This window comes from Deltaproteobacteria bacterium (assembly GCA_019308995.1).
In the GTDB taxonomy this organism is placed as follows: Bacteria; Desulfobacterota; Desulfarculia; order Adiutricales; family JAFDHD01; genus JAFDHD01.
On record JAFDHD010000147.1, the window covers coordinates 1 to 6,780 of the forward strand.

The window sequence follows — 6,780 nt, forward strand, 5'->3', positions numbered from 1 at the left end:
TGAGTTTGCCGATCATTTCCAGGACCAGCTCCTGTGCGAAGCCAAGGTCCACGATTACCTGGGCCTGGATCCAATGTACAATGTGGGCATAAAAACCGGAGGCGCCACCGGCGGCTCGGCCATACTCACCGGGGCCATGGCAATTGCCAGTGGCTACGCCTCCTGCGTCCTGGTAGCCGGGTGGGAAAAGATGGACGAGGTGGACACCCGGACTGGCAACTTTTACATCTCCACTGCGGCCTGTAAAGACTTCGAGACCCGCATGGGCCGCGTTTACTCCTCCTATTACGCGCCCATGGCCAACCGCTTTGCCTGGGCTTACAACCTCAGTGAAGTCACACGGGCCAAGGTAGCCGTGAAAAACCGCGGCTACGCCGTGAGCAACCCCAACGCCCAGCAGCCGGGCCATCATACCGTCGAGGAGGTGCTCGCGTCTCCTATCAGCGCCTACCCGCTCCGTTTCCTGGAATGCTGCGCCATGTCCGCCGGCGCGGCCTGCGTGCTCCTGTGCGATGAGGAGATGGCCCATAAACTCAGCGACACGCCTTGCGAGTTGTTTATCGCTGGCGGCACCCACACCCTGCGCGTCGCCGACCGACGGCCTATGGAGATTCCGCTGCTGCCTCATGAGGAACCCGATCAGTACGATGAAATGCTCAAGCAGAGCCCTCGCTGGCCTGGTTTCGAATCCTTTCTCTCCTCCCGGTTTGCCGCTTACCTGACATACCGTATGGCCGGCGTCAAAGACCCCCTCGAGGAACTGGACCTGGTGGAATTGCATGACGCCTTCACTATCAGCGATATCCAAACATACGGTGATATCGGTCTGAGGCCTTACGGCCAGGAACCAGACTTCATTGAGAGCGGTGACGCTTACTTTGGCGGTAAATGCCCGGCCAACCTCTCCGGCGGTCTGCTGGGCGCCATGCACGCTGTAGGGGCAACCGGTATCTGGCAGGCAGCAGAATGCCTCTGGCAAATCCAAGGCAAATACGACTACTTTCACAGCCATGACAAATGGTGGAAACGAGCAGGCAAGGAAAAACCAGCCGACTGGAAAAGCCTGCAAGTCCCGGAGGCAAAACAGGCCCTCTGGGTCAGCCACGCCGGTGTCGGCTCTCATGTCACCACCGGTATCCTGCGAAAAGCCTGGTAGAAAAAAGGAGGATAATTGAAATGGCCAAAAATTCCGACGATTCCGTTACCACTGAATATACTGGCACACCCCTTGATCTCTATGACAGTGAACCGGCCTGGGTCGTAAACTGGCCTCGCACACTCACCCATCATCACACTTATGGTCAACTGACCCCCTTCTTCAAAGGGCTGACCCAAGGCAAGCTTCTGGCCACCCGGTGTTCAAACCCAAATTGCCTTGAAAAATCCACCTTTCTTCCCCCCCGGGCCGACTGTCCGGATTGTTATGCCAAGACGGAGTGGATCGAAGCGCCAACAGAAGGCAGAATCTACACCTTCACCAGGGTGGATTACGCGGGCATCGGCATCGAGATGAAGACGCCGTACTGGCAGATTGACATCGAGATAAAAGGCATAGACACCATTTTTAAAGGCTACCTCCTCTCTGGCAAACCTGAAATCGGAATGAAGGTCAAAGCCCAGTTCCGTACTGAAAATCCCACTCATACCATTTTAGATATCTACTGGATACCAGCCGAATGAGCAGGAGCCTTCCGCCTGAAGAGATTGCCAAAAGCTGAAAAGAAATCAGGCCTTAAACAGGCAAAAATAAATATATTCGTTTGAGGCGATCATGATTAAGAGCGGAGAAAACAATGGATTTTGAGATGTCCATGGAGCAGGAGATCCTGCGAAAAACAGTCCGCGACTTCGCGGTGAAAAAGATCAGGCCGGTGGCACGAGAGCTGGATGAGAAGGAAGCGTTCAGCCTGGACACCTGCCAGGCCATGGGCGATCTGGGTCTTTTTGGTATGATCGTGGATGAGGCCTATGGCGGACAGGAAATGGATTATATTTCCTACGCCATCGCGGTTGAGCAAATGGCGCGTATAGACGGCTCTCACGCCGCCACCATCGCGGCTGGCAACTCGCTGGGCATAGGCCCTATCTATTATTTCGGAAACGAGGAGCAAAAAAAGAAATACCTGCCTGACCTGTGCCACGGCCATGCTCTCTGGGGCTTTGGCCTCACAGAGGCAGGCGCTGGCTCAGATGCTGGCAATGCGCAAACGACCGCCGTTTTAGACGGGGATATGTGGGTGGTTAACGGCTCTAAGATCTTTATCACTAACGCCAGCACCCCCATCAGCCTCGGGGTGACCGTCCTGGCCAGAACCGGCGCCCGTGAGGATGGACGACCGGAGCTGTCTTGCATCCTGATCGAGCATGGTACGCCGGGCTTTGAGGCCCGAACGATGCATGGCAAGATGATATGGCGGGCTGCGAATACTTCGGAACTCTATTTCGAGGATTGCAGAGTGCCAAAGAAAAACCTGCTGGGAACGCAGGGCCATGGCTTTCATCAGATGTTGGAAACCCTGGACGCCGGTCGGCTCTCAATCGCGGCCATGGGTGTCGGAGGCGCTCAAGGGGCGTTTGATCTGGCCAAACGCTATGCCCAGGAAAGGGTGCAGTTTGGCAGACCCATCAGCACCTTCCAGGTCAACGCCTTTAAGTTAGCCGATATGGCCCTGGAAATAGAGGCCGCGCGCCTTCTGCTCTACAAGGCCTGCTGGCTGCGGGACAACCATAAGTCCTTCAGCAAGCTCGCGGCTATGGCCAAACTCTACGCCTCAGAGGTCATGGGTCGGGTGGTGAACGAAGCGGTTCAGCTCCACGGCGGCTACGGCCTGATGAAGGAATACGATATAGAGCGTTTTTATCGCGATCAGAAGCTGCTCACTATCGGTGAAGGCACCAGCGAAATACAGCGGCTGGTTATCGCCCGGCTTATCGGGGTTATTTAATACCAGGTTGCGATCAAACATTTACTAACGAATTGTCATTCCGAGCCCCCGGCCCTCTGGCAGAAGCCATAGGGTTATTTGACAAAGAAACTATTTTCAAGTTTCAGAAGAGGGCGGGGATAAACCCCGCCCCACAATACCGATTTAGAGCGAATGGCAAAAATACGTTCCGATTGAAAAGGTCTGAGATTGCCTCTTAATGGGTGCTTCGTCACTTCGTTCCTCGCAATGACATTTTTTAATAATATCAATAGGATGTCATTGCGAGAGCCGCGAAGCAATCTCGATCTTGATACTCTTGTATTCATTCAAACGGAACATAATTTTGACAACCACTATAGAGTAGGGGCGGGGTTTATCCCCGCCCGTATATTTCTGGCCTTTCATATGTCAATAAAGGCCAAGGCTAGTATGAAGGCGCTTATAAACAACGGGTCAGATATAGTATAAAAAAACGTGCAGATTCAATGGGTTTCATACTAGTAAATCCTGAAGCAGGAAAAACAGTTTTTTAGAAGGAGCTTTAGCGACGAAGCACCCATTAAGATCTTATAATAATTATTGACTAATTTGAGATTGCCTTACGACTCCTGCTCCAGCAAACAGGGCCCGGGCACACCGTTTGATTTTCGCTAACTATACAGCACGGCCAGGATACGGACAGGATTCCGTCCAAAAGGGCGCACCAGGTGAGGCTGAGTGGAATCGTAATAAATGGCGTCGCCTGGCTTGAGGATTTCCTTGGAATCACCAATAACGGCCTCCATGGCGCCTTCCAGCACGAAGATAAACTCCTCCCCGTCATGGGTGGAAGGCGGCACGTCCTCATCCACCGGCTCCAGGGTAACCAGGAAAGGCTCCATGGAGCGATCCTTCTTTTGTGGCGCCAAGGCCTGGTAGGTATAGCCGTAGCGTGTGCCTCTTTGGGAAGCATAGCGGCTCATCTTCCGCCGCTCAGCCACGCGTACGACCGTGTAGGGACGATCCTCACCTGAGGCGATGAGGGTGCCAAACTTCATTTCTAGGGCCTTGCCCAACCTGACCAGCAATCCCAGCGGCGGACTGACTGACTCCTCCTCGATCTCGGAGAGGACCTGCTCGTCCAGGCCGGTGCGCTGGGCGAGATCAGCCAGGGTCAGCCCTTTCTGCTCCCGGATGAGCCTCACGCGCTGGCCCACAGTGAGTTCTTCCCCGGGCGGAGCGCCCTCAGGTTCAGCCGCCACAGCGGTCACTCCTGCTAAAAAATCGGCTTCCGGACGCGTATCGTGCGTGACTCCAGTCATCTGATCTTTGGAGACACGTTGACCGTCATTTTCACCTGCCATAATGCTCCCCTTGCCTGGAACGAGGAATCCAATTTTGGAAGTTAACCAAAAATCCCTTTGCTCGCTAGCCTTTACCCCTGGGAAAAGGCTTGAGAAGAATTAATGACCAACCTCAAGCATAATTTACCTAAAGGTAAAAACCGTGTCAATGACTTACGCCAGGTTCAAGGCGGATGAGCTTTCAAATGAAAACGCGCTTAATCCACTCGGGATGGAACTGGACACGAAGATCAGTGATCAGCACGCCCGTAATAACGCATAGAGTCAATGGTATAGAATACAAGGGCCGCCCATATCAGAAAAAAGGTCCACACCTGGGCCCTGGAAATAGGCTCGCGAAAAAGAAAGACGGCCAAAAGGAAATAGCAGCTTGGCGCGATATACTGAAGGAAGCCGACAGTAGCAAGACGCAGCCGCCTGGCGCCCAGGGTAAAAAGAACGAGGGGAAGGGCCGTAACCAGGGCTGTTCCTATCAGGAACAAATCAATGCCAATGCTGACGTGGAAAAGAGACCCCGCGCCCCTGGTATCCAAGTAAAAAAGATAGGCCATGGCGGGAAGTAAAGCAAAGAGCATCTCTAGGAAAAGCCCTCCAACGGCACTGATTGGCGCCACCTTGCGAATGAGACCGTATAATCCAAAGGTGAAGGCCAGAGACAAAGCCACCCATGGAAACCGGCCGTACTGGATGGTCAGATAAAGCACGCCGACCCCGGCCAGGATCACCGCCGCAGCCTGCAAGGGCCGCAACCGCTCCCTGAGAAAAACCATTCCCAGGAGAACGTTGATGAGCGGGTTGATATAATACCCCAGGCTGGCCTGGAGGACATAATCGTGGTTGATGGCCCAGATGAAGACAAACCAGTTACTCCCAATAAAGATCGTGGTTGAAAGCAGAATCAATAAGGTACGCCATGATTTTACGGCCGCAAAAATTTCATGCCGGAGGCCGCGGGAAACCAAGAAAGGCAGCAGAAAGAAAAAGGACCAGATGACGCGATGCATAAGGGTTTCAAAGGCCGGGATGTCATCCAGCACCTTCCAGTATAGCGGACTCAGCGCCCAGATAAAAGAAGCCGCGCCTCCACAGGCAGCCCCAAGCAGAGATTCCTGGCGCGGGTTTGAAGTTTGGCCTGGTGTCATATTGATATATACTAGATGTTATAATTGGGAAATGGAAGGAAAAATCTGATTTTTAATTAAATCTTTTTCAGAAATTTATTTTAATTTCGCTTACAACTTCTTCTTCCCAAGTTTTTCCCTCAAGGTGGGCCAGACAAGCGGTTCGACCGGGTTTCCGAAGATCCGATTTGCTCCCATTGTCGGTAAGGGATGCGGTATCCTGAAGGGTGAAGGATCCTGCAATTTATTGCCAGCAAGGAACAGGTTCTCGACAACAGATTCAAACTGGTCTTCAGGAATGGAAAAAATCATCTCATGGTCCTGCACACCGGCCATGATCCGGTCCCCCATTCCAGGTGAAACGACCTGGCACTGCTTTGTCTGATAGGTCCGGATGATGCCTTCCTTACAGCTGGACTCCATACCGTTGAAGTTACTGTTAATGTTTGCCCCATCGTAGGTGGCAGCCAGGATCAGGTGGGACAGTGATAGCGGTGAGCAAAAAATCATCACCAAATCCGGTTTGATAATGGTCTGGTGAAGTGGAGAAACCACAAATCCTTTAAAAGTATTTGGCTCAAACCGCGCATTAGAGGCCCTGCTCAGTTTTTCCGCGTCCATGTCCCGCTTATATCCGGCATGCTCTGCCCAGGCTTTGTATAAATCCTCCGGGTCGCCCAGTTCATCAAGACCAAAATATATGACGATGGGCTTGCAGGCTATATCATCCTTTGTCAGAAAAAATGAAATACCGGCCCGGCGGCAGTATGTATAGACGAGGCAGGCAGGTACTTCGTCACCAAAAACCATTGAGGGCTGAACCGCGCCTTCCGGTACATCTTCATCCTTAGGAATCATTCTGACGGCTACGGGGTAGTTGGTCAGTTTTAAACTGTCAATGAAGGTTTGACCGATTTCGTGATATTTTTTTAAATCTTCCATGGAAACTAGACCTCCTTTATCCTTCTGCAATTTGTTTGAAAAGAATTTCAACCACTTTTTCACCGTGGCTTTCCTGCAGGAAATGGCCTGCATTTACAATCTCATCAAATGTGGATGCCCATTGCCGGCCCCAGTTGTAGGTTGGGTTGAGTAAAACCAAACCCAACACGCTTACTTTTTACCAAACACAACCTCATTGGAACAATATAATATTCTATAACTCACCAAAGAAATGTTGGGTTTCGCTCCGCTCTACCCAACCTACAAACTCCTGGCGCGGGCTTGAAGTTTGGTCTGGCGTCATATTGATATATACTAGATGTTATAATTGGGGGTTCTTCTCCAAAAGAGTTGGCAAAATCATGCTGTTATTAAAGTAGTGACATCGGCGCATTCTTCCGATATCCATAGGTTTGACAAATACTTATGAGATATGGAGGAAGGCCG

At 51.9% G+C, this 6,780-nt stretch carries 6 protein-coding genes; 3 read left to right on the plus strand and 3 right to left on the minus strand.

Annotation, left to right across the window (positions count from 1 at the left end; all coding sequences use genetic code 11):
* From JRI95_15695 to JRI95_15705, 3 genes are all read left to right on the plus strand, one after another.
* Positions 1–1,156 (plus strand): thiolase domain-containing protein (locus tag JRI95_15695; GenBank protein MBW2062985.1); only part of this gene is annotated, 1,156 nt, incomplete at its 5' end.
* A 20-nt stretch (positions 1,157–1,176) separates the two neighbouring features.
* Entirely contained in the window at positions 1,177–1,680 is a 504-nt protein-coding gene (locus JRI95_15700) for a Zn-ribbon domain-containing OB-fold protein (GenBank protein MBW2062986.1), read from the plus strand.
* 113 nt (positions 1,681–1,793) lie between these two features.
* On the plus strand, positions 1,794–2,945 hold the full coding sequence (locus tag JRI95_15705) for an acyl-CoA dehydrogenase family protein (protein ID MBW2062987.1): 1,152 nt from the start codon (positions 1,794–1,796) through the stop codon (positions 2,943–2,945).
* Between the two features lie 632 nt (positions 2,946–3,577).
* On the opposite strand, the gene JRI95_15710 is transcribed toward JRI95_15705, so the two are convergent.
* From JRI95_15710 to JRI95_15720, 3 genes are all read right to left on the minus strand, one after another.
* Complete coding sequence (locus tag JRI95_15710; GenBank protein MBW2062988.1) at positions 3,578–4,270, minus strand: helix-turn-helix transcriptional regulator; 693 nt, start codon at positions 4,268–4,270, stop codon at positions 3,578–3,580.
* A 230-nt stretch (positions 4,271–4,500) separates the two neighbouring features.
* Positions 4,501–5,412 (minus strand): EamA family transporter RarD, encoded by a 912-nt coding sequence (gene rarD / locus JRI95_15715; protein ID MBW2062989.1) that lies wholly within the window; start codon positions 5,410–5,412, stop codon positions 4,501–4,503.
* Positions 5,413–5,502: 90 nt separating this feature from the next.
* Positions 5,503–6,333 carry a DUF169 domain-containing protein gene (locus JRI95_15720; protein MBW2062990.1) on the minus strand — a complete coding sequence of 277 codons (831 nt, stop codon included), beginning with the start codon at positions 6,331–6,333 and terminating at the stop codon, positions 5,503–5,505.
* Positions 6,334–6,780: the final 447 nt, after the last annotated feature.